General features: G+C 69.0%; 24 protein-coding genes. 5 read left to right on the top strand and 19 right to left on the bottom strand.

The annotated features are described in order from the left end of the window. Positions 1 to 35 precede the first annotated feature (35 nt). From AB0H76_RS07460 to AB0H76_RS07450, 3 genes are read left to right on the top strand one after another with little or no spacing between them, the layout of a single operon-like run. Positions 36 to 437: an SMR family transporter gene (locus AB0H76_RS07460; protein WP_357318708.1), complete on the top strand. Its 402-nt coding sequence runs from the start codon at positions 36 to 38 to the stop codon at positions 435 to 437. Between the two features lie 38 nt (positions 438 to 475). Then, the gene (locus AB0H76_RS07455; protein WP_357318705.1) at positions 476 to 835 is read left to right on the top strand and encodes a metalloregulator ArsR/SmtB family transcription factor; all 360 of its coding nucleotides are present in this window, start codon (positions 476 to 478) and stop codon (positions 833 to 835) included. Beyond that, positions 832 to 1,347 (top strand): SRPBCC family protein, encoded by a 516-nt coding sequence (locus AB0H76_RS07450; RefSeq protein WP_357318702.1) that lies wholly within the window; start codon positions 832 to 834, stop codon positions 1,345 to 1,347. The genes AB0H76_RS07455 and AB0H76_RS07450 overlap by 4 nt, the downstream gene beginning before the upstream one ends. Here AB0H76_RS07450 and AB0H76_RS07445 read toward each other — a convergent pair. The 5 genes from AB0H76_RS07445 to AB0H76_RS07425 all read right to left on the bottom strand — a co-directional run bounded on the left by AB0H76_RS07445 (position 1,332) and on the right by AB0H76_RS07425 (position 5,328). Then, positions 1,332 to 2,084: a YebC/PmpR family DNA-binding transcriptional regulator gene (locus tag AB0H76_RS07445; protein WP_357318699.1), complete on the bottom strand. Its 753-nt coding sequence runs from the start codon at positions 2,082 to 2,084 to the stop codon at positions 1,332 to 1,334. The two genes, AB0H76_RS07450 and AB0H76_RS07445, sit on opposite strands and share 16 nt — an antisense overlap. 152 nt (positions 2,085 to 2,236) lie before the next feature. Then, positions 2,237 to 3,061, bottom strand: coding sequence for a C1 family peptidase (locus AB0H76_RS07440; protein WP_357318697.1), 825 nt, complete (start codon positions 3,059 to 3,061; stop codon positions 2,237 to 2,239). 139 nt (positions 3,062 to 3,200) lie between these two features. After that, positions 3,201 to 3,845, bottom strand: a complete 645-nt coding sequence (pdxT, locus tag AB0H76_RS07435) for a pyridoxal 5'-phosphate synthase glutaminase subunit PdxT (protein ID WP_357318695.1) — start codon at positions 3,843 to 3,845, stop codon at positions 3,201 to 3,203. Positions 3,846 to 3,870: 25 nt separating this feature from the next. Further along, complete coding sequence (locus tag AB0H76_RS07430; protein ID WP_357318692.1) at positions 3,871 to 4,692, bottom strand: acyl-CoA thioesterase II; 822 nt, start codon at positions 4,690 to 4,692, stop codon at positions 3,871 to 3,873. 138 nt (positions 4,693 to 4,830) lie between these two features. After that, the gene (locus AB0H76_RS07425; RefSeq protein WP_357318689.1) at positions 4,831 to 5,328 is read right to left on the bottom strand and encodes a hypothetical protein; all 498 of its coding nucleotides are present in this window, start codon (positions 5,326 to 5,328) and stop codon (positions 4,831 to 4,833) included. A gap of 109 nt (positions 5,329 to 5,437) precedes the next feature. Here AB0H76_RS07425 and AB0H76_RS07420 point away from each other — a divergent pair, with 109 nt between their 5' ends. Beyond that, positions 5,438 to 6,046 carry a hypothetical protein gene (locus AB0H76_RS07420; protein ID WP_357318686.1) on the top strand — a complete coding sequence of 203 codons (609 nt, stop codon included), beginning with the start codon at positions 5,438 to 5,440 and terminating at the stop codon, positions 6,044 to 6,046. Position 6,047: 1 nt separating this feature from the next. Here AB0H76_RS07420 and AB0H76_RS07415 read toward each other — a convergent pair whose 3' ends face one another. Beyond that, entirely contained in the window at positions 6,048 to 6,449 is a 402-nt protein-coding gene (locus AB0H76_RS07415) for an SgcJ/EcaC family oxidoreductase (protein ID WP_357318683.1), read from the bottom strand. Continuing rightward, positions 6,446 to 6,850, bottom strand: a complete 405-nt coding sequence (locus AB0H76_RS07410) for a hypothetical protein (RefSeq protein ID WP_357318680.1) — start codon at positions 6,848 to 6,850, stop codon at positions 6,446 to 6,448. The genes AB0H76_RS07415 and AB0H76_RS07410 overlap by 4 nt, the downstream gene beginning before the upstream one ends. Positions 6,851 to 6,937: 87 nt before the next feature. Between AB0H76_RS07410 and AB0H76_RS07405 the strand changes: the two genes are divergently transcribed. Then, on the top strand, positions 6,938 to 7,771 hold the full coding sequence (locus AB0H76_RS07405) for a helix-turn-helix transcriptional regulator (protein WP_357318677.1): 834 nt from the start codon (positions 6,938 to 6,940) through the stop codon (positions 7,769 to 7,771). On the opposite strand, the gene AB0H76_RS07400 is transcribed toward AB0H76_RS07405, so the two are convergent. From AB0H76_RS07400 to AB0H76_RS07345, 12 genes are all read right to left on the bottom strand, one after another. Next, complete coding sequence (locus AB0H76_RS07400) at positions 7,734 to 8,576, bottom strand: MHYT domain-containing protein (RefSeq protein WP_357318674.1); 843 nt, start codon at positions 8,574 to 8,576, stop codon at positions 7,734 to 7,736. The genes AB0H76_RS07405 and AB0H76_RS07400 overlap by 38 nt on opposite strands. 224 nt (positions 8,577 to 8,800) lie before the next feature. Next, positions 8,801 to 8,905: a hypothetical protein gene (locus AB0H76_RS07395; protein ID WP_357320498.1), complete on the bottom strand. Its 105-nt coding sequence runs from the start codon at positions 8,903 to 8,905 to the stop codon at positions 8,801 to 8,803. A gap of 322 nt (positions 8,906 to 9,227) precedes the next feature. Further along, on the bottom strand, positions 9,228 to 10,130 hold the full coding sequence (pdxS, locus tag AB0H76_RS07390; protein WP_357318671.1) for a pyridoxal 5'-phosphate synthase lyase subunit PdxS: 903 nt from the start codon (positions 10,128 to 10,130) through the stop codon (positions 9,228 to 9,230). 364 nt (positions 10,131 to 10,494) lie between these two features. After that, positions 10,495 to 11,517, bottom strand: coding sequence for an NUDIX domain-containing protein (locus AB0H76_RS07385; RefSeq protein ID WP_357320496.1), 1,023 nt, complete (start codon positions 11,515 to 11,517; stop codon positions 10,495 to 10,497). Continuing rightward, the gene (locus AB0H76_RS07380; RefSeq protein ID WP_357318668.1) at positions 11,517 to 12,641 is read right to left on the bottom strand and encodes a glycosyltransferase family 4 protein; all 1,125 of its coding nucleotides are present in this window, start codon (positions 12,639 to 12,641) and stop codon (positions 11,517 to 11,519) included. The genes AB0H76_RS07385 and AB0H76_RS07380 overlap by 1 nt, the downstream gene beginning before the upstream one ends. Continuing rightward, positions 12,638 to 13,597 carry a phosphatidylinositol mannoside acyltransferase gene (locus AB0H76_RS07375; protein WP_357318665.1) on the bottom strand — a complete coding sequence of 320 codons (960 nt, stop codon included), beginning with the start codon at positions 13,595 to 13,597 and terminating at the stop codon, positions 12,638 to 12,640. The genes AB0H76_RS07380 and AB0H76_RS07375 overlap by 4 nt, the downstream gene beginning before the upstream one ends. 63 nt (positions 13,598 to 13,660) lie before the next feature. Next, a complete protein-coding gene (gene pgsA, locus AB0H76_RS07370) occupies positions 13,661 to 14,329 on the bottom strand; it encodes a phosphatidylinositol phosphate synthase (protein WP_357318662.1) in 669 nt (222 codons plus the stop codon). Between the two features lie 3 nt (positions 14,330 to 14,332). After that, positions 14,333 to 14,896 (bottom strand): HIT domain-containing protein, encoded by a 564-nt coding sequence (locus AB0H76_RS07365; RefSeq protein ID WP_357318660.1) that lies wholly within the window; start codon positions 14,894 to 14,896, stop codon positions 14,333 to 14,335. Further along, positions 14,893 to 16,950, bottom strand: a complete 2,058-nt coding sequence (thrS, locus tag AB0H76_RS07360; protein ID WP_357318657.1) for a threonine--tRNA ligase — start codon at positions 16,948 to 16,950, stop codon at positions 14,893 to 14,895. The genes AB0H76_RS07365 and thrS overlap by 4 nt, the downstream gene beginning before the upstream one ends. A gap of 168 nt (positions 16,951 to 17,118) precedes the next feature. After that, complete coding sequence (locus tag AB0H76_RS07355) at positions 17,119 to 17,769, bottom strand: (2Fe-2S)-binding protein (RefSeq protein WP_357318654.1); 651 nt, start codon at positions 17,767 to 17,769, stop codon at positions 17,119 to 17,121. Then, the gene (locus AB0H76_RS07350) at positions 17,763 to 18,194 is read right to left on the bottom strand and encodes a TIGR02611 family protein (RefSeq protein WP_357318651.1); all 432 of its coding nucleotides are present in this window, start codon (positions 18,192 to 18,194) and stop codon (positions 17,763 to 17,765) included. Before AB0H76_RS07350 ends, AB0H76_RS07355 begins: the two co-directional genes overlap by 7 nt. 72 nt (positions 18,195 to 18,266) lie before the next feature. Beyond that, the gene (locus AB0H76_RS07345) at positions 18,267 to 20,513 is read right to left on the bottom strand and encodes a bifunctional SulP family inorganic anion transporter/carbonic anhydrase (RefSeq protein WP_357318648.1); all 2,247 of its coding nucleotides are present in this window, start codon (positions 20,511 to 20,513) and stop codon (positions 18,267 to 18,269) included. Positions 20,514 to 20,576: the final 63 nt, after the last annotated feature.

Raw genomic sequence — 20,576 nt, 5'->3', positions numbered from 1 at the left:
GCACCCGAGTCCCGCTGCCCCGCACGGTGTCCACCGTGCACACGAAAGTAGCCGAGTGGCGGCGGGCCGGGCCGAACGGCGCCTGCGGCGGCGGGCCGGGTGGGTCGCTTACGGTGGGCCGCATGGCCTGGATTCTGCTTGTCGTGTCCGGATTCATGGAGACCGCGTGGGCGGTGGCGCTGGAGCGGTCGGAGGGCTTTTCCAAGGTGGTGCCGAGCGTGATCTTCGCGGTCGCGCTCGCGCTGAGCATGGCCGGTCTGGGTATCGCGCTGCGTGAGATTCCGGTGGGCACCGGTTATGCCGTGTGGGTCGGCATCGGCGCGGTCGGCACCGCGGTGATCGGGATGCTGTTCCTCGGCGAATCCCACGCCCTGCCACGCATTCTCTGCCTGCTCCTGATCGTCTGCGGCGTGGTCGGCCTGAAGCTGTTCTCCTGAACCTGGACAACGCGTAACTAGTTGGTTACGCTTTTGCCGTGGACGAAGTGGCGGCGGCCATCGCCGACCCGGTACGGCGCCGGATTCTGGAACTGCTGGACGGGCAGCGCCGCACCGCGGGCGAGATCGCGCAGCGGTTCGACATCAGCCGCCCGGCGATCAGCCGGCACCTGCGGGTGCTGCGCGACAGCGGCCTGGTGCGCGCCGAACTCGTCGGCCGGGAGCGTTATTACGCCCTGCACAAAGAACCGCTCGCCGAAATCACCGCCTGGATCTCGGGATTGGGCCGCGCGACGTGGGAACGCCGCCTCGACGCCCTGGACACCGAGGTCTACCGGACGCGCCGCGAGCGCCGCGGCACGGCCGAACCGCACACCGCGAAGGAGAACACCGCATGACCACACGACCGACCGGGCGCCTGTTCGGTACCGACACCGGCCACGACCTGGTGCTGACCCGAACCTATCGCGCCCCGATCGAGGACGTCTGGGCGAGCCTGACCGAGCCGGATCGCACCGCACGGTGGTACGGGCCGTGGACGGGCGAAGCCGCTCCGGGCCGAAACATCAAGGTGCAGCTGAGTTTCGAGGAAGGCGAGCCGTGGACGGAGATGCGCATCGAGGCCTGCGAACCCCCGCACCGGCTCGAGGTCTCCGCGACCGACGAGGCCGGTGCGTGGCTGCTCGAAGTCCAGTTGACCCAGCAGGACGGCAGCACCGAATTCCGCTTCATCCAGCACCTGTCCGGCGACAAGCTGACGATGCTGCCCGAGATCGGCCCCGGCTGGGAGTACTACCTGGACATGTTCGGGGCGGCCCACACAGGTGTGAACCGCCCCGAATTCGATGACTACTATCCAGCGTTCGCCGAGTACTACGCGGCGCTGCGGCGCGATCAGTCCTCGAGCTGAGCCATGACCTCGTCGGAGATATCGACGTTGGTGTAGACGTTCTGCACGTCGTCGCTGTCTTCGAGCGCGTCGACCAGCTTGAACACCTTGCGCGCCCCGTCGGCGTCGACCGCGACCGACACCGAGGCCTGGAAGCCCGACTCCGCGGAGTCGTAGTCGATGCCGGCGGCCTGCAACGCCTGCCGGACCGGGATCAGATCGCCCGGCTCGCTGATGATCTCGAAGGACTCGCCCAGGTCGTGGACATCCTCGGCGCCCGCGTCGAGCACCGCCACCAGCACGTCGTCCTCGGACAGGCCGTTCTTCTCCAGGGTGACCACACCCTTGCGGCCGAACAGGTAGGACACCGAGCCCGGATCGGCCATATTGCCGCCGTTGCGGGTCATCGCCACCCGGACCTCGCCCGCGGCGCGGTTGCGGTTGTCGGTGAGGCACTCGATCAGCACGGCGACACCATTGGGGCCGTAGCCCTCGTACATGATGGTCTGCCAGTCCGCGCCGCCGGCCTCTTCACCGCCGCCACGCTTGCGCGCGCGCTCGATGTTGTCGTTGGGGACCGACGACTTCTTCGCCTTCTGGATGGCGTCGAACAGCGTCGGGTTGCCCGTCGGGTCGCTGCCACCCGTGCGCGCCGCCACCTCGATGTTCTTGATCAATTTGGCGAAGAGCTTGCCGCGCTTGGCGTCGATCCCCGCCTTCTTGTGCTTGGTGGTGGCCCACTTGGAATGGCCGCTCATGCCCTACTTCCTTCAGGTCGAATTGCACGCTTGGACGTGTGTACGTTACCGGCGGGCAAGGCAGCGCGGACCAGAAGGGCATCCCGCGCCCGGCCGAGCGGACAACTTCTCCAGCCTACTCGGCCGATCGCGGCGGTCCCGGTAGGGCCGTTCTACAGGGTGATCCCGTACGCCTCGTCGAAGAACGCGCCCGCGATGTACTCCGGTGTGGCATAGGCGAAACCGTTGTCACCCCAGGCGGTGCCCCAGCTGTTGCGCAGGATGATGCGCCCGTTGGCCTGGTAGCCGACGGCGGCGACGGCGTGGCCGCCACGCACCGTGCCGGGCTGGAAGTGCTTCAGGACCCCGCCGTTGGCGGTGGCGCTGTCCCAGGTGGCGTCCACGCTCAGGCCGACCAGGATCGGGCCGTGATTGCTCAGCCAGGCCTTCCAGTTGTCCAGGTTCTTGCGCAGGTTGAAATAGGAGGCGACCCGGTTCTGCGCGGCCTGCGCCCAGAACACGTTCTCCGGGCCGGTGTACATCTTGGTGACGATGTGGAACGGCAGCACGTCCTCGCGGACCGCACCGTACTTGCGGCACACCTCGACGGCGGCCTTGAGCGAGGTGCCGCCGCCCTCGATGAAGGTTTCCGGGCGCTGATCGAACTCGTCGGTCTCCTTGGAGCTCATCCAGACGAAGCGCGGCGAGACCCGATCGGATTTGTCCAGCCGGTTCGCGGTGATCAGGTGGTAGCGCATCAGGCCGTCGGCGGTGGCCCAGCCGACACAGGAGCCGGTGTCCTCCTGATCGCCGATGGTCCACCAGTCGCGGCGCAGGTCCACCGCGGGCGGCAGCGCGGCGACCGCGCCGAGCGTGCCGGCGGCGACCGCGTCACCGAAGGTCCAGTCCCGCTCGGTATCACGGGAGGGAACCAGATTGCACAGCCGAGCCGAGGTCGGGACGGAGTCCACGTCCAGGGGATATTCGGGAGTAGTCATGATGGTGCGTCTTTTCGTCCAGTGGTGCGAACACCACTTCCGGGTCGGTGGTCGTGCCCGGATAGCACCATCCTCGCGGTCCGCACGGCCGGAATCGCGAGTACCGAATACTCGTTTCCGGGGCGCGGACGGGCGCGGACTACGCGGCGCGCACCATGTCGACGAACAGATCGTGCACGCGCCAATCCCCGGTGACCTCGGGATGGAACGAGGTCGCGAGCACGGTGCCCTGGCGCGCGGCCACGATGCGTCCGGCGAACGGACCGCTGGGCACCGTCGCCAGCACCTCGACACCGGCACCCGCGCGCTCCACCCAGGGCGCGCGGATGAAGACGGCGCGGACCGGCGTATCGAGGCCGGTGAAGTCGAGATCGGTTTCGAAGGAGTCGACCTGACGACCGAACGCGTTGCGGCGCACCGTCATATCGATGGCGAACAGGTGCTGGGCGTCGGGCCGGGTATCGAGTACCTCGGAGGCGAGCAGGATCATGCCCGCGCACGACCCGAACGCGGGCATGCCTTCGCGCAACCGGCCGCGCAGCGGCTCGAGCAGCTCGAACACCTCGAGCAACTTGCTGATCGCGGTCGACTCACCACCCGGCAGCACCAGCGCGTCGACCGACTCCAGTTCGGCCAGCCGGCGCACGCTGACCGGCTCGGCCCCGCTGTGCTCGAGCGCGGCGAAATGCTCGCGCACATCCCCTTGCAACGCCAGCACCCCGATCCGGGGCGCGGCGCTGCTCGGGCGCGACTGCTGCTCGGTTACCACCGACTCCTGAACCACGGCACTGTCCTTTCCACTCACCCGATCAGCCTTCGCGCAGCGTGCGGATCAGGCCCTCCTGGACGACGGCGGCGACCAATTCGCCCTGGCGGTTGAAGATCTTCCCGCCGGTGAGGGCGCGGCCGAAGCCGGCCGACGGCGAGGACTGGTCGTAGAGCAGCCAGTCGTCGGCCCGGAAGGGGCGCAGGAACCACATCGCGTGATCGAGGGAGGCGTTCTGGGTCTCCTCGTCGGGGTGGATCACCTTCGAGGAACCGAGCAGGGTCATGTCGCTCATGTAGGCGAGGGTGCAGACGTGGAACAGCGGGTCGTCGGGCAGCGGGTGCCGGTAGCGGAACCAGACCTGCTGCTGGGAGACGACGCCGTCGCGGCGCGTCACCTCGGTCGGCGGGACCGGGCGGATATCCCAGTGCTCCCATTCCCGCATGGCCCACAGGCGTTCCGGGCTCATCGTGGTCTGCGCGTCCGGCAGGCCGTCGGGCGCGGCCACCTGCGGCATCACGTCCTGATGCTCGGGGCCCTGGTCACCGGTGTGGAAGGAGGCGGACATGGTGAAGATCGCCTTGCCGTCCTGCACGCCGGTCACCCGCCGGGTGCAGAAGGAGCGCCCGTCCCGGATCCGGTCCACCAGGTAGACCGTGCGTTCTTCCGGGTTGCCCGGCCGCAGGAAGTACCCGTGCAGCGAGTGCACCTGGAACTGCGACTCGACGGTGCGCACCGCCGCCACCAGTGCCTGCCCGGCCACCTGCCCACCGAACGTCCGCGGCAACTGGGTCTTGGTGGATGCTCCCCTGAAGATGTCGCGTTCCAGCCGCTCGATCTCCAGCGCCTCTTCGATCGTCGCCATGGGCGCAACATTATCCGGCCGGGTTACGTCACATTTGTCCGACCGGCCGACACGCTTGGCCTGCGGTTACGGTCATACATACCGAGCGAGCGCCCCGGACCGCGGTGCTGCGGGCCGGGGCGCTCGAGGGTGCTGGGATCAGGCCGGGCAGGCGGCCGAGGGCTGGTTCGCCAGCTGGAGCATCTGGCAGACCCAGGCCTTCTGCACCTTCCAGTGGCCGTTCTCGGCGACGAAGGGCACGTCGGCGATGTTCTCCTGGCCGTTGAAGGCCAGCTTGGCCTTGGCGTTGAGGGTGTCGCCGAAGGCGGTCACCTCGGTGACGTCGATGGTGGCGTTGGTGCTCTTGTAGGCCTCGGCCAGGCGGTTCGGGAGCTCCGGGTCGGCCTCGGCGCCCTGGATCCACTCCAGCTTCTCCGAGTTCGGCACGTTCGGGTCGAGGGCCTTCTGCAGCTGGGCGTTCAGGTCCGCGGCGGTCGGGGTCGGGGGCAGGTCGGCGGCGCTGGTGGCCGGCGCGCTGGTGGTGGTCGGCGTGGGCTTCGACTCCGCCTTGTCGTCAGAGCCGCAGGCGGTCAGGCCGAGGGCGGCCACGACGGCCAGCCCGGCGATGGCGATACGTCCGGTGTTGCGAAGCTTCAACTGCTCGTCCTTTGTTCGGTCAGAGTTGAAGCACGACGCTATCCAGCCGCTCTGTGGGAACGCTAAGACAGCTGTGAGCCACGGCGAAGAGTTCGCGCATGATGGTCCGGTGCCCGAGTTCACCGCCATCACCCCGACCGGCCTGGCCGACCTGATCGCCGCACGCGCGGCGGCGCTGCCCGGGGCCGCGGTGCTCGCGATCGACGGCGCCGACGCGGCGGACCCGGTCGCCCTGGCCGGGCAGGTGGCCGACCGGCTGCGCACCGGCGGGCGGCCCGCCGAGGTGATCGCCCTGCACGATTTCGTGCGCCCGGCCTCGCTGCGCCTGGAATACGATCGCGCCGACGAGTTCACCTATCGCACTGCCTGGTTCGACTACGAGGCGCTGAATCGGGAAGTGCTGGTGGCACTCCGGCAGCACGGACAATGGCTGCCCGCCCTGTGGGACGAGCGCACCGATCGCTCGGCGCGGGCCCGGATCCGGCCCGCCGCACCGGATACCGTGCTGCTGGTGGCGGGCCCGATGCTGCTCGGCCGCGCCCTGGATTTCGATCTCACGGTGTCGCTGCGCATGTCGGCGGGCGCGCTGCGCCGCCGCACCGCGCCCGCCGACCTGTTCACCGTCGAAGCACTGGGCGCGCACCAGGACGCGCACGCCGCCGAGCCGGACATCCTCGTCGCCTGGGACCATCCGGATCGCCCCGCCGTGCGCGCCTGATTCAGGCCGGGAACTGCGCGATCCGGGTGTTCTGGAAGCTGGTGAACAACCAGGTTCCGTTGGCGCGCAACGCGACCCGGGTCTGTACGGACCGCGCGTCCGGCGGTGCGGCCACACCCGGCGGCATCGGCTTGTCACCCACCGTGACCAGCACCGCGACGTCGGGCGCCGGGAAGCGAAGCGCGCAGGTGTCGGGTTCGGCCATGCGCGTGCCGCGCATGAACCCGTCGAACCCCTCCTGCATGACGACCGCGAGTTCGCCACGGCCCTGGACGAATTCGCCGATCACTGAAACGAAATCGGCGTCGGGCGTGAAGGTGGCGGCGAAGGCCGCGCCGTCGCCGGCGGCCCAGGCGTCCCTCTGCGTCCGCAGCAGCGCGCGAACGGCGGCGTCGTCGGTCATGCCCGCACCGCCGCCCCGCGGCGCAGACCCAGGAATTCGAGAGCGGCGAACGTCGCGACGAAGGCCGCGCCGGAAAGCATGAAGGCGCTCCCCCAGGCGGTCAGCGGCATCAGGTCGCCGAAGGCGAGTTCCACCATGGCCACCGCGGACAGCGCGTTCACAGCCACCACCGCGATGGCCGACCGCGCCGGAATCTCCGGATACCGGGCGATGAGCAGCAGCACCGCCGCGCCGCCGAGCATGGCGATGCCGAAGGGGATCGCCCAGGTCAGCGGCAGCCCCAGCGGCGCGCGCAGGGCCGGGGCGGCGGCCAGCAGAAAGACACCGAAGGCGCCGGTGCTCCAGCCGTCTACCCGCAGGATGGTCCGCAGGCCGGGCCCGTGATCGAGGTTCGTCGTCATGGCGGCGACGGTGCCAGCCGCCGGTCATGGTCTCAATGACCTCCGAGGTCATGGCGGCGGGTATTCCGGGCTGGATAGCCTGGCGGAATGGCGCGTGCGGTGCAGGAGTCCCCGGTCGGCGCGCTGCTGCGCGAGTGGCGGCAGCGACGGCGGTTGAGTCAGCTGGAACTGGCGCTGGCGGCGGACAGTTCGGCGCGGCACCTGTCCTGCGTCGAGACCGGCAAGGCTCAGCCGAGCCGGGCCATGGTCCTCAAGCTCTGCGATGTGCTGGAAGTTCCACTGCGCGAACGCAATACGGTACTGCTGGCGGGCGGCTTCGCCCCGGAGTACCGGGAGAGCAGCCTCGACGACGACCCATTGCGCTCGGCGCGCACCGCTTTGACGACGATGCTCACCGCGCACGAGCCCTACCCGGCCGTGGTGGTGGACCGCTACTGGAACGTCGTCACCACCAATCGCGCGATGAGCCCGTTCCAGGGCGAGGCCGACGACGAACTGCTGGCCCGGCCCAACATGTACCGCCTGGCCCTGCATCCGGGCGGCCCGGACGCCACCACCTACATAGTCAACCACGGCCAGGTCCGGGAGTTCCTGCTGGACCGGCTGCACCGCCAGGTCCGGTCGACCGGCGACCCGATCCTGCGTGCGCTCTACGACGAGGTGTCGCGCTATCCGGTGCCGCCGGGCACCCGCGCCGAGCCCGAGCCGCCGAGCCCGTTCGCGGTGCCGCTGCGGATCGCGACCCCGCGCGGCGAGCTGCGGATGTTCAGCACCATGGTCACCTTCGGCGCGCCCTCCGACGTCACGCTGTCCGAGCTGGCGATCGAATTGTTCTATCCCCTGGACGAATTCACCGCGCGCACGCTGACCGACCTGTTCGAGCTCACCACCGCCGGTGCCGGTGCCGGTATGTCCCCCTAGCGGTTTCGTCCGACGGGCCGCCCTCGCCGCCGCCCTGGCTCGGCCAGTACCGGCTGGCGCGCTGACCCGCGAACCGGCCGAGGTGCGGTTCGCCGATCTCGCTCAGGCCCACCTGCAGCAGCGTCACCATGGTCACCATGCTGACCGCGACGATCAACGGCGTGAGCAGCTGACCGGCCTGCGCCCCGGCGGGTGCGTGCATGTGCTCGGCGACGTGGGCCCGCATGGAAAACATTCCGGTGTAATGCATTCCACAGACCGCGAAGCCCATGATGAGCGCCGCGCCGACGGTGGCCGCGAAACCGCGCACGTGCAGGGTGAACCACAGCGCCGCCGTCGCGGCGAACACCGCGATCACCAGTGACAGCAGCACGATCCAGGGGTCGTATCGCACGGCCGCGTCGGTTTTCATCGCGTACATGCCCGAGTAGTGCATCGCGCCGACGCCGAGCCCGGTGATCGCCCCGCCGGAGAACAACGCCGACAGGTCCCGGGGGCGCCGCAGCACGATCGACAGCCCGGCCCACACCACACCCATCGCGATCGCGGCGCTGAACAACGTCACCGGGACGTCGTAGCGAATGGTGGTGTCGCGGACCGAAAAGCCCAGCATCGCAATGAAATGCATGACCCAGATCCCGGTGCCGCCGAGCGCGATCGCCCCGACCGCGACCCAGCCGCCGTGGCCGTCGTCGCTGCGGGCCCGGACCATGCAGCGCAAGGCCAGCAACGATCCGGTGACCGACATGACGTAGGCCAGGACGGGAGTAAGCCAGCCATAGGTGAACTGGTCGATTTCCAGCATGCGGACTCCTTGCCAGAGTGTGTATTCGACTGTGCTCACCGGTGATTCATTGGCAACAGTAGCCATGAATCAGCAGGTCGTAAATTTGCCGCAGTCCACTCCGGAAAAGTAGCTGGCGTTTGCTGAAGGGTATGCGCGCTGGTAGCGGGCGCGCGCCGAAGTGGCTTGGGCGGCAAAGAATTCCGTCACCGGCCCTTGACACTCAGCACATTGTCCGCAACCACTCAGACCAGCCGGTGGCCGCCGTCGACATGCAGCACGGTGCCGGTGATGAACGGATTGCGCAGCACCGCGAGGAAGGCTTCGGCGATATCGCCGGGCTGCCCGATCCGCCCGACCGGCAGCCGTGCCGCAAGCTGTTGGTGGCGTTCGGTTTTCGCCGAACCGCCACGGTGGATCGCCGCGTGCTTGGCGAGCAGAGCGGTGCCGATCAGCTAGGTAGCCAAGAGCTTTCGCGCGATCTCGGCATCGAGGTCGCCGATGAGCTGGTAGCCGCCGACCGCGTCGACCGCCGTCACGACGACGTACCTCAACTCCACCCGCCCGACGCCACTGCGCCCCCGACCTCACGCCGCCGCGGGACCACCTCAGCGAACAAAACCGCCGGATGGTCTCGAAAGACCATCCGGCGGTTCGATGTAGGAAGCCGTATTACCAGCCGCGCTCGGCGAGGCGGTGCGGCTGCGGGATCTCGTCGACGTTGATGCCGACCATGGCCTCGCCCAGGCCGCGCGAGACCTTGGCCAGCACGTCCGGGTCGTCGTAGAAGGTGGTGGCCTTGACGATGGCGGCGGCGCGCTCGGCCGGGTTGCCGGACTTGAAGATGCCCGAGCCGACGAAGACGCCCTCGGCGCCGAGCTGCATCATCATCGCGGCGTCGGCCGGGGTGGCGATACCGCCGGCGGTGAAGAGCACGACGGGCAGCTTGCCGGTCTCGGCGACCTCGCGGACCAGCTCGTAGGGCGCCTGCAGCTCCTTGGCGGCCACGAACAGCTCGTCCTTGGGCAGCGAGCTCAGCTTGCGCAGCTCGCCGCGGATCTTGCGCATGTGGGTGGTGGCGTTGGACACGTCGCCGGTGCCGGCCTCACCCTTGGAGCGGATCATCGCCGCGCCCTCGGTGATGCGGCGCAGCGCCTCGCCCAGGTTGGTCGCGCCACAGACGAAGGGCACGGTGTACTGCCACTTGTCGATGTGGTTGGCGTAGTCGGCCGGGGTGAGCACCTCGGACTCGTCGATGTAGTCGACGCCGAGGCTCTGCAGCACCTGCGCCTCGACGAAGTGACCGATGCGGGCCTTGGCCATGACCGGGATGGAGACCGCGGCGATGATGCCGTCGATCATGTCCGGGTCGCTCATCCGGGAGACGCCGCCCTGGGCCCGGATATCGGCCGGGACGCGCTCCAGCGCCATGACGGCGACGGCGCCCGCGTCCTCGGCGATCTTGGCCTGCTCGGGGGTAACCACGTCCATGATCACCCCGCCCTTGAGCATCTCGGCCATGCCGCGCTTCACGCGGGCGGTGCCGACGGTGTTGGTGGTCTCGGGCGTGGTCACGGGAGTCTCCTGAGTCATGTGTGCCAATCGGATCGCTGTACAGCTGTCGATCCAATTCTAGGCGCGCTCAGAAAGCCACTAGATAGCCAGTTGAACACCACTGGCCTGGTGCCCGGATAACCGCCTTACAGCGGAGCGACGACCAGCAACGTCGCCCAGTACTCCGCGGCCGCCGGACCCAACAGCGGCAAAAGGTAATCGTAGAGCAGGTACGACATGAGCTGGCTACCTCCGTGAACCGAACCGGGAGCACCCCAAGGTGTTTGGAGTGCCGACGCCCACTACCGCACGCGTCTCGAACGGTTTACCCGTCAGGCGCCGATCCAGTCCGAAGCTAGCACGATCGTGAATCAGATCACAGCGGCTAGCGGATCGAGGTGACTTCCAGCTCGGCCTCGGTGGCGATCGCGGACACGGCGGCGGGCAGCAGTTGCTCCAGGTGATAGGGATAGACGGTTTCACCGGAGGCGTCCAGGGCGGTGATGTCCTCGGGGGTGCACCACTTGTTGGCGGTGATGGAACGCCGTTCCAGGGTGGTGAGATTGCCGGGCCGCGGCTCGAAGGCCTCGACCCGCAGCACGTAGAAGAGTTCCTCGGCGCGGATGAGCTCGCGATTGAAGGGGAAGACGGCCACGCGCCGCCAGATCGGGCCGCGCAGGGTGGCGGGGTTGGCCTCGTAGCCGGTTTCCTCCCACAGCTCGCGCACCGCGGCCGCGCGCAGCGACTCCCCCGGCTCGACGCCGCCGCCGATGGTGAACCAGAAGGACTGCTCGGGGGTAACGGGATCGTTGCCGCGCATCAGCAGCACGCGATCGTTCTCGTCGAGCACGACGATGCGGGCCGAGGTGCGCACGGTGTCGACCACCAGGCCGGTGGAGGCGGCCGGGGTGACGCGCTCGGTGATTTCGAAGTAGGTGGGCAGCGGCGCGGTACCGGCGATGTGCAGCAGGCGGACCGGGCGGCGGATGCGCAGGGCGAGGGTGTCGCGGACGGCGTCGTTGTGGAAGCGGCGGGCGATCAGCACCCGGGCCTCGGCGTCGGCGAGTTCGGCGACCAGTTGCGGGCGCAGCTGGGCGATGTCGACCAGCGACAGCGCCGCGGAGAGCTGGTTCTCGGCTGTTTCGCGGTCGGTGCGGCAGGCGCGTTCCGCGTGCGCGGCGAGGGTGGACAGCTGCCGGGCCTCCTCGGAGACCGGCATGGCCACGGCCACCGCGCGCGCGACCACCGCGCGCCGGGCCAGCGCGCTGTCCAGCGCGTGCCAGGACTGATCGGAGCGCACGTGCAGGCGGTCCAGTCGGTTGGCGGTGGAGTAGGCCCAGACGCCGATCGAGAGCACGACCGCGGCGATGAGCGCGAGAACGAGGACCGTGGTCGCGGAGAAGGTGATCATCCGGCGGCCCGCACCCGGGTGTGGCCGACGGTGACGGTCTCGTACACCCGCAGGATCTGCTCGGCGACCACCGGCCAGTCGTATTCACCGACCACCTGATCGGCGGTGTGCACCAGTGCCTCCCGGCGGTCGTCCTCGGTGAGCAGCGTATGCAGCGCGTCGGCGAGCCGATCCGAATTACCTACGGGGACAAGCATTCCGGCGGCACCATCGCGCAGCACGCGCCGGAACGCGTCCAGATCGCTGGCCACGACGGCGGTGCCGGCGGCCATCGCCTCGATCAGGATGATGCCGAAGCTCTCCCCGCCCAGGTTGGGCGCCACGTACACGTCGGCACTGCGCATCGCCGAGGCCTTCTCCTCGTCGGAGACCTGCCCGAGGAACTTCAGGTGCCCGGCCAGCGGCCCGGCGTCGTGGCGCAGTTTCTCCTCGTCACCGCGGCCGACGATCAGGATCTGCACGTCCGGGTGCCGCCGCACCAGCTCGGGCAACGCCCCGAGCAGCACCGCGATCCCCTTGCGCGGCTCGTCGTAGCGGCCCAGGAACAGCACCGTGCCGCCGGGCCGCGGATAACCGCTCAGCATCGGCGCGCGGGCGAACGCGGGGACGTCCACACCGTTGGGAATCTCCACGGCGTCGGACCCGAGCGCCTCCACCTGCCAGCGCCGGGCCAGCTCGGAGACCGCGATCCGGCCGCTGATCTTCTCGTGGTACGGGCGAAGCACGCCTTGAAAAGTACTGAGTATCAACGACTTCGTGGTCGAGGTGTGGAACGTCGCGACGATCGGCCCCTCGGCGATCTTCAACGCGAGCATCGACAGCGACGGCGCGTTCGGCTCGTGGATGTGCAGCACGTCGAAGTCGTTGCCGTCGATCCAGCGCCGAATTCTGGTGTAGGCCATGGGCCCGAACGACAGCCGCGCCACCGACCCGTTGTACGGAATCGCGACCGCCCGCCCCGCCGACACCACGAAGTCCGGCAGCGGCGTCTCCTCGGAGGCGGGCGCGAGCACGCTCACCTTGTGCCCGCGCTCGATGAACACCCGCGCCAGTTCCACCACGTGCGCCTGCACGCCGCCCGGCACGTCGAACGAGTACGGGCAGACCATGCCGATCTTCATCGGGACTGCTCCGAGGTGGCGGCCGGCGGCGCGGGCCGCTGCTGCACGGCGGCGATGCGGGCCAGCCGCTCGGCGGACAGGTCGCCCGCCCACAGCGGCTGCAGCATGTGCCAGTCGGCCGGGTACGCGGCGATGTTCGCGGCGAACCGGTCGGCCAGCGCCTGGGTCGCCTCCGTGACGCCGCCCGAAACATCCAGCGGCGCTTCGGTCTTCATGCCCCAGCCTTCGCGGCCGTCGGCGGTGGTGGTGAACCAGGTGTGCACCGGGATCAGCGCCGCACCGGTCTCGATCGCCAGCTTCGCCGCCCCGGCGGGCATCCAGGTGCGTTCGCCGAAGAAGTCCACGGGCACACCCTTGCCGGTGAGGTCGCGCTCGCCCATCAGGCACACGACCTTGTTCGCGCGCAGCCGTTCGGCCAGCGCCTCGAACGGCGGCTGCTCACCGCCGGTGAGCGGGAACACCTCGAAACCGAGGCTTTCCCGGTAGGCGACGAAACGCTCGAACAGCGATTCGGGGTTCAGCCGTTCGGCCACGGTGGCGAAGGTGCCGTGGTTCTGCACCAGCCACACCCCGGCCATATCCCAGTTCCCGGAGTGCGGCAGCACACAGACCGCGCCACGCCCGGCCTCCAGGGCGGCTTCCAGGTGCTCGATCTGCTGCACCGACAGCTCGCGCCCCAGGGCGGCATGATCCATGCCCGGCAGCCGGAATGCCTCGCGCCAGTACCGGGCATAGGACCGCAGGCTGGCCTCGACCAGCTCGTCCGGCACCGAGTCCGGCGTCACGCCCAGTACGCGGGCGAGGTTGCGCCGCAACTGCTTCGGGCCACCGCCGGCCGCGAACCGATCCGCGCCCGCGTTGAACAGCTTGCGCGCCGTGGTCTCCGGCAGCGCCCGCACCAGCCGCCAGCCGGTGGCGTAGGCCCGGTCGGTCAGCATCGCCTGAATCTTACTCATCCCCCGAACCCTCCTGTTGCCCTGTGCTTTCCAGCGTCCACACGCGAATTCGCCGGGCGCCGCTCACGGCGTTTCCGGGCCCTGCGGCCGCGCGGGCGCGATCACGTCGCGCGCGCCCGGCGAGTTCCGTACCGCCAGCACCCGCTGGAACACCGTCACGATGCTCAGCACCGCGAGCACCCACATGGCGACATGCACTGCCCAGGTGAGCCATTCGATGCCCCAGTAGCCGCCGATGCCGGTGAGCCCGGCGCCGACCAGCACGATGATCAGCCGGTCCGGCCGCTCGATCCAGCCGCCGTCGGCCGAGAGCCCGCTGGCCTCGGCGCGCGCCTTGGCGTAGGAGATCACCTGCGAGGTGACCAGCACCACGAGCGTGGCGAACAACAGCCACCGGCTGTGCTCGTGATACACCGCCCACCAGGCCAGGCCGCCGAAGATCGCGCCGTCGGCGACCCGGTCGCAGGTGGCGTCGAGCACCGCGCCGTACTTCGTGCCGCCGCCGCGCGCCCGCGCCATGGCCCCGTCGAGCATGTCGAACATGACGAACAGCCAGATCACCATGGTCCCCCAGAACAGATGCCCGGAGGGAAACAGGGTGACGGCGGCGGCGATCGAGGCGGTGGTGCCGATGACGGTCACGGCGTCCGGGGTGAGCCCGGTCTTGACCAGCGCCTTGCCCAGCGGCGCAGTCGCTTTCGCGAACGTCTCGCGACCGAAGAAGCTCAGCAACTTCTAGTCCGTCTCTTTCCAGGCGGCGGCCAGGAGCGCCCTGGTCTCCCGTAGCAGCTGTGGCATCACCTTCACCCCGCCGACGACGGTGATGAAGTTGGCGTCTCCGCCCCAGCGCGGCACGATGTGCTGATGCAGGTGGTCGGCGAGCGAACCGCCCGCCACGCCACCGAGATTCAGCCCGACGTTGAAGCCGTGCGGACGCGACACATTCTTCATCACCCGGATCGCCCGCTGCGTGAACGCCATCAGCTCGGCGCTTTCCGGTTCGGTGAGCGCTTCGAGATCGGCGACCCGGCGGTAGGGCACCACCATCATGTGGCCCGGGTTGTACGGGTACAGGTTGAGCACCGCGTACACCAGTTCACCGCGGGCGATGATCAGCCCGTCCTCGTCGGTCATCTTGGGGATGTCGGTGAAGGGATGCCCGCTGGCGTCCGCGGGCCGCGGGTTGCTGGCCGCCTCGGCGATGTAGGACATCCGGTAGGGCGTCCACAGCCGTTGCAGCCGATCGGGTTCGCCCGCGCCACGATCGACGATGCGGTCTTCGAAGTCGCTGTCGGTCATTGCGCGGCCTGAACGATTTGGAAGCCCTCGGCGGTCGGGGAATCGTTGACGCGGTTGCGCACCCACGCCTCGACGGTGGCCACCGCGTCGGCGGTCGGCACGCCGTTGACCTGGGTGCCGTCGCGGAATCGGAAGCTGACCGCGCCCGCGGTCACATCCCGCTCGCCGGCCAGCAGCATGAAGGGGATCTTCTGCGCGGTGTTGTTGAAGATCTTCTTCTGCATCCGGTCGTCGCTGCGGTCGACCTGGGCCCGGATGCCGCGATCCTGCAGCTGCTCGATCACCGAATCCAGGTGCGGGGCAAAGGCTTCCGCGACCGGGATGCCGACCACCTGGACCGGCGACAGCCAGGCCGGGAAGGCGCCGGCGTAGTGCTCGGTGAGCACGCCGAAGAACCGCTCGATGGAACCGAACAGCGCGCGGTGGATCATGACCGGGCGGTGCTTGGCGCCGTCGGAGCCGGTGTACTCCAGCTCGAAGCGCTCGGGCAGGTTGAAGTCGAGCTGGATGGTCGACATCTGCCAGGTGCGGCCCAGCGCGTCCTTGCACTGCACGGAGATCTTCGGGCCGTAGAACGCGGCGCCGCCCGGATCCGGGACCAGCTCCAGGCCCGAGGCCGAGGCGACCTTGGACAGGGTCTCGGTGGCCTCTTCCCAGAGCTCGTCGGAGCCGACGAACTTCTTCGGGTCCTTGGTCGAGAGCTCCAGGTAGAAGTCGTCCAGGCCGTAATCCTTGAGCAGGCCGAGCACGAACTCCAGGGTGCTGGTGAGCTCCGCGTGCATCTGCTCCTTGGTGCAGTAGATGTGCGCGTCGTCCTGGGTCATGCCGCGCACCCGGGTCAGGCCGTGGATCACGCCGGACTTCTCGTAGCGGTACACCGAGCCGAACTCGAACATCCGCAGCGGCAGCTCGCGGTAGGACCGGCCGCGCGCCCGGAAGATCAGGTTGTGCATCGGGCAGTTCATCGGCTTGACGTAGTAGTCCTGGCCGGGCTTGCGCACGGAGCCGTCTTCGTTCAGCTCGGCGTCCAGGTGCATGGCCGGGAACATGCCGTCCTTGTACCAATCGAGGTGACCGGAGACCTCGAACAGATGACCCTTGGTGATGTGCGGGGTGTTGACGAACTCGTAGCCCGCGGCCACGTGCCGGCGGCGCGAGTACTCCTCCATCTCCTTGCGGATGATGCCGCCCTTGGGGTGGAACACCGGCAGGCCGGAGCCGAGCTCGTCGGGGAAGCTGAACAGGTCCAGCTCCAGGCCGAGCTTGCGGTGGTCGCGGCGCTCGGCCTCTGCCAGCAGGCGCAGGTACTCGTCCTGGGCCTCGGTCGATTCCCAGGCGGTGCCGTAGACCCGCTGCAGATCCTCGCGGTCCTGGTCACCGCGCCAGTACGCGGCCGAGGAGCGGGTCAGCTTGAACGCCGGAATGAACTTGGTGGTGGGGATGTGCGGGCCCCGGCACAGATCGCCCCAGAGGGTTTCGCCGGTGCGCGGATCGAGGTTGTCGTAGATGGTCAGCTCGTTGCCGCCGACCTCCATCACCTCGGGATCGTCGATGCCGGACTTGTCGCTGATCAGCTCCAGCTTGAACGGCTCCTTGGCCAGTTCGACGCGGGCGTCCTCGATCTCGATCACCCGGCGCGAAAAACGCTGCGCGCCTTTGATGATCTTCTTCATCCGGGATTCCAGCTTGGTCAGATCCTCCGGGGTGAACGGGCGCTCGACCTGGAAGTCGTAGTAGAAGCCGTCCTTGATCGGCGGGCCGATGCCGAGCTTGGCCTCGGGGAACTCCTGCTGCACCGCCTGGGCGAGCACGTGCGCGGCGGAATGCCGGATGACGCTGCGGCCGTCCTCGGTATCGGCGGCGACCGCCTCCACCTCGACGTCGGTCTCCGGAGCCCAGGACAGATCCTTGAGCGCGCCCTCGGCGTCCCGGACCACCACGATGGTGTCCGGGCCCTTGGTGGGAAGACCCGCCTCCCGCACCGCAGCGCCGGCCGTAGTCCCGGCCGGCACCCGGATGAGGGCGGCGGGGGGCATGGGGGCTGAGGTGGTCACGGCAGCCTTCTCCTTAAGTCTTCGCGAGGGCGGGTATTTCCCGCACGCGTCATCACCGGCAGTTGTTCCGGCGCGGACCATGCTATCGGCACCGAATCGACCTTGTGTTCACGGACCGGCCGGATCGCGGGCCGGTCCGCGCGGCACTACCCGCGTTCGTTTCCGCGGTCAGCTATCGGCGGCGAGCTTGTGCCACAGCGCTTGCCGTTCCGGCGCAGGGCGTTTCGGGCAGCTCGTGCACATCTCGCAGCCGGCGACCTCGTAGACCAGGCAGCAGGAGATGCGGCGCACGAAGGTGCGGCCGTCTACCTCGACGAAGCGCGGGACCGGGAGTTTTCCGCCGATATCGGTGGCGAGCCGGGCACCGGCCTCGGCATCCCCGGCGTCCAGGGCGCGGTTGCCCGCGGCGTCCGCGACGATCGCCCACAGCGCGGGCACTCCCGCACCGGAGACCGCGGCGACCGCCGGGATGACGGTGGCGAGCGTCTCGCGCAGGGCCGCACTGGCGTCGGCACGATGCGACCAGCCGGCGTCCGCGCCGGGCAGTTCCGCGGCGGCCGTACCCGGCAGAATGTGTACGCGTTCGATGCCGCCGTCCGGGCGCACCTCGCAATCGAGGCGATCCAGGGTCGGGATCGGCGCGGGACGGCCCTCGGCGTAGGCCCGGGCCACCTGCTCGACCAGCGCCGAGGCGACCATGCACCACCAGAGGGTGCCCGCGACGCGGGGCGTGGCGGTGCCCCAGGACGCGCCCATCTCCGCGATCCGCGCGGCCAGCCACTCCGGCTGGGTGAGCGTGGTCCCGGGGACCGTCACCATGTCAAAGGACTGTGCAACCACTTCGATTCGACTCCGATCCAGCCGCCGACCATTCCGAATGTGCCCAACAACCACAGCGTCGCGACCACGAACAGAAACGTGAAGAGCGCGGCGCACGCCTGCACCACCAGCCCGCGGCCGGCGAACCACTCCATGAACTTGTCGTACCGGTGCCGCAGCCAGCCCAGGGCCTGGTGAGCCCAGGTGAATTCGGTGGCGAGAATACCGAGGCCGGCGAACACGATGAGCCAGCCGGGTCCGGGATAGGGAATCGCGATGATGCCCAGGATCAGCACCGCCAGACCGACCACGCCGACCACGATCCGGTAGGCGAGATTCAGGGTAGGTCGCTCGGTGATCGCGGCGCGGAAGGCGCGCCAGCGACCAAGTTCGGTTGTCTCGGTCTGTTCTAACTCGGTGCTCACACCAGCAAGCCTACGAGCCGCCAAGGGGAACCCGCCCGGACCGCGCTGCGGCCCGGGCGGGTTCGGTGTGCGTCAGACCAATTCGGCTGCGGCCAGCTGATCCTCGATGCGGACCAGACCGTCGACGGTCACCTCGACGACGCGGGCGGTCGCGATGTCGAAGAACAAGCCCGACACCGTGACACCGCGGTCGGCGATGGCGGCCCGCACCGCCGGATGCCGGTGCAGGGTCTCCAGCTGGACGGCCACATTCACCATGCTCAGCTGATCGATCTCGCCGAAACCGGCTGCGGCAGCGGCGATCGCGACCGGATGGCCGGCGCGATACCGGTCCAGGCTCGGCTGGGCGTGTGCCAGCCAGGCCCCGATACCGGTGCCGGTGGCGCGTTTGTGATCGCCACGATGCAGCGCGCCCATCGCGCCGCAGGCGGAGTGCCCGCACACCACGATGGAGCGCACGTCGAGCTGCTCCAGCGCGTAGGTGAGCGCGGCCTCCACCGAGGCGTCGTCCTCGATCGGCACCAGGTTGCCGACGTTGCGCACGGTGAACAGATCGCCGGGACCGCTGTTGGTGATCACGTTCGGCACCACCCGCGAATCCGCGCAGGTGAGGAAGAACGAATCCGGGTCCTGGTGGTCGCGTAGTTCGTCCAGGTGCGGGCGCACCACGTGGGCGTGGCTGCGGTGGTAGGCGGCGACGCCCTCGGTGATCTGATCGCGCTGCCGGCCCGCGCGCGGCTGCCAGGGGCCGAGCACGTCGTCGAACATGGCCCGGCCGAAGCCGCGCGCGGGCGGCCCGGCGTCGGCGTCGGCCATCCGCGCGCTGCCGATCTCCACGAATTCCACACTGCCGCCGTGGCTCTCCTGATGACGAACCCATTCGGAGAGGGCGTCGAAGGCGGCGTGGTCGAGGAAGTCGACGGTCATCTCCACAGTCACGTCGGCGTCGTCGGGCACCTTCGCCAGCTGCGAGGACAGCTTGGGCAGCGCGAGGAAGGTGCAAGACCCGTCGATGGTGACCAGCCAGCGTTGCGAGGCCGGGATCTGCGCGGCCACGATCGCCACCCGGACCACCCGCCACAGCAGCAGGACGAAGGCCAGCGCCAGGCCGATGATCACGCCTTCGAGCAGGTTCAGGAACACCACGCCGCCGATGGTGACGACGTAGACCAGCAGGTCACCGGTGCGCCGGGCGAGCCGGATGTGGGCCAGCTTGACCAGCTGCATGCCGATCACGATGAGCAGACCGGCCAGCGCGGCCAGCGGGATCTGTTGCACCAGCCCGGCCAGCGCGACCGAGAACAGCAGGATCCACAGGCCGTGCAGCACGGTCGAGGCCCGGGAACGGGCGCCGGCCTGCACGTTGGTGGCACTGCGCACGATCACGCCGGTGATCGGCAGACCGCCGACCATGCCGGAGAGCACGTTCGCCGAGCCCTGGCCGATGAGTTCACGATCGAAATTGGTGCGCGGGCCGCTGTGCATCTTGTCCACCGCGACCGCCGAGAGCAGGCTCTCCACGCTCGCGATCAACGCGATGGTCAGCACCATGACCGCGATGGCCGACCAGCCGCCGCTCGGGATCTCGGGCAGGCCGATGGCGTCGAACAGCGAGCCGTCCAACACGATTCGCTCCGCACCGGTGGGCAGCAGCAGTGCGAGCACGGTGGCCGCGACGACCGCGACCAGTGGGCCGGGGACCACGCGGATCTGGCTGGGCATGTACTTCCAGCCGAGCATGATCGCGATCACCACGCCGCCGACGAACACGTCGCCGCCGTGCAGGTTCAGCAGCTGGCCGGGTAGATCGACGATGTTGTTCCAGGCCGAGCTGCGCGAGGAACCGCCGAGCAGCACGTGGATCTGCTGTAGCGCGATGGTGAGACCGATGCCGGCCAGCATCGCGTGCACCACCACCGGCGCCACCGCCAGGGCGGCGCGCGCGATTCGACTGAGGCCGAACAGGATCTGTAGCACGCCCGCGGCGACGACGATGAAACAGGTTGTGCCCCAGCCGAACTTGTTGATCGATTCGGCGACGACCACGGTCAGGCCGGCCGCCGGGCCGCTCACCTGCAAGGTGGAGCCGCCGATCAGGCCGGCGACGATGCCGCCGATGACGGCGGCGATCAGGCCGGCGGCAACCGGCGCGCCGGAGGCGACGGCGATACCGAGGGACAGTGGCAGCGCCACCAGGAAAACCACGATCGAGGCGGGAAGATCATGGCGCGCAATAAAATTCAGACGATCAGGCAGTGATCGGTTACCCGGTCTTCCGGGTCCGGGCACAGGTGGGGCTAGGTCGCGATCGACAGCCATTGCTCCTCCAGGTCCAGTGCTTATGAGGTGATCGCCGACGCGCCGTTGGATCGGCAGGTAAAT

The organism is Nocardia sp. NPDC050712 (assembly GCF_040654295.1).
Taxonomy (GTDB): domain Bacteria; phylum Actinomycetota; class Actinomycetes; order Mycobacteriales; family Mycobacteriaceae; genus Nocardia.
This window is presented reverse-complemented; position numbering and strand designations above follow the sequence as displayed.

Coding starts and splice junctions, on each gene's coding strand:
- AB0H76_RS07450 (WP_357318702.1), top strand. CDS start 832: ATGACCACACGACCGACCGGGCGCCTGTTCGGTACCGACACCGGCCAC.
- AB0H76_RS07445 (WP_357318699.1), bottom strand. CDS start 2,084: ATGAGCGGCCATTCCAAGTGGGCCACCACCAAGCACAAGAAGGCGGGG.
- AB0H76_RS07440 (WP_357318697.1), bottom strand. CDS start 3,061: ATGACTACTCCCGAATATCCCCTGGACGTGGACTCCGTCCCGACCTCG.
- AB0H76_RS07430 (WP_357318692.1), bottom strand. CDS start 4,692: ATGGCGACGATCGAAGAGGCGCTGGAGATCGAGCGGCTGGAACGCGAC.
- AB0H76_RS07415 (WP_357318683.1), bottom strand. CDS start 6,449: ATGACCGACGACGCCGCCGTTCGCGCGCTGCTGCGGACGCAGAGGGAC.
- AB0H76_RS07410 (WP_357318680.1), bottom strand. CDS start 6,850: ATGACGACGAACCTCGATCACGGGCCCGGCCTGCGGACCATCCTGCGG.
- AB0H76_RS07405 (WP_357318677.1), top strand. CDS start 6,938: ATGGCGCGTGCGGTGCAGGAGTCCCCGGTCGGCGCGCTGCTGCGCGAG.
- AB0H76_RS07400 (WP_357318674.1), bottom strand. CDS start 8,576: ATGCTGGAAATCGACCAGTTCACCTATGGCTGGCTTACTCCCGTCCTG.
- AB0H76_RS07380 (WP_357318668.1), bottom strand. CDS start 12,641: ATGAAGATCGGCATGGTCTGCCCGTACTCGTTCGACGTGCCGGGCGGC.
- AB0H76_RS07375 (WP_357318665.1), bottom strand. CDS start 13,597: ATGAGTAAGATTCAGGCGATGCTGACCGACCGGGCCTACGCCACCGGC.
- AB0H76_RS07365 (WP_357318660.1), bottom strand. CDS start 14,896: ATGACCGACAGCGACTTCGAAGACCGCATCGTCGATCGTGGCGCGGGC.
- AB0H76_RS07355 (WP_357318654.1), bottom strand. CDS start 17,769: ATGGTGACGGTCCCCGGGACCACGCTCACCCAGCCGGAGTGGCTGGCC.
- AB0H76_RS07345 (WP_357318648.1), bottom strand. CDS start 20,513: ATGGCTGTCGATCGCGACCTAGCCCCACCTGTGCCCGGACCCGGAAGA.